The organism is Oleiphilus sp. HI0128 (assembly GCF_001635365.1).
Genome location: NZ_LWGG01001622.1, coordinates 1 through 829, shown reverse-complemented (window position 1 = coordinate 829; position 829 = coordinate 1). Strand labels below are relative to the sequence as shown.

Genomic DNA, 829 nt, shown 5'->3' with positions numbered 1-829 from the left:
GTCACTATAGAGCTTTTCCCGGTTTGGGTTATCGAGTGTTTCACCGTCTGAAATACAAACCCTGGCTTCGTGAGCCTCAAAATCAGACTCAGCCAGAAATTGCACATCGTTTGTCGCAACAACCGGACACGATAACTTCTCGGCTAGCGCAACACTCAGATGAACGCATTCCTCATCATTAGGGCGATTAGTACGCTGAAGTTCAAGGTAGAAACTATCAGAAAAAACCGACATCCAGTGCTCCAAGAGCTCAACAGCAAGGTCTTCTCTCNCAGCCAACAAAGCACGGCCAATTTCTCCATCTTTCGCACCGGACAAAACAATCAGACCTTCTGATGCTTCCTTCAACCACTCTTTCGTGATGACCGCTTTGCCATAATCTTGCCCTTCAGTAAAACCCTTCGAGACCAACTCGGTCATATTAAGGTAACCCTTGTCAGTCTTTGCCAACAAGGTAAGACGGCTTGGATTGTCTGGCTCACTTTCGTTTTCGAGCCAAATATCAACCCCGGCGATCGGTTTGATACCAGAACCGCGCGTAGACTTATAGAACTTGACGAGTGCACACAGGTTAGATTGATCAGTGATCGCGACCGCCGGAAACTCCTCATCGACCAACTGTTTAATCAGCGGTTTGATCCTTACCAAACCGTTGGTAAGGGAGAATTCAGTATGTAACTTGAGATGAACAAATTTTGCTGGCATGAGGTATCGCGATGACATATTGTAGGAGCTGAGATGTTAGCATGACTTAAGGCCTTGTCGAAGCATCTTAGCGCTTATTTTTTACGACTTTAATTCCCGTATCAGACGCATTGGTGAACCTTAT

The 829-nt window shown here is 46.0% G+C and carries 1 protein-coding gene; it reads right to left on the bottom strand.

Annotated features, from left to right (window positions below):
- Positions 1-705: PHP domain-containing protein (locus A3763_RS26410; RefSeq protein ID WP_156495356.1), on the bottom strand; the 705-nt coding region annotated here is incomplete at its 3' end.
- Positions 706-829: the final 124 nt, after the last annotated feature.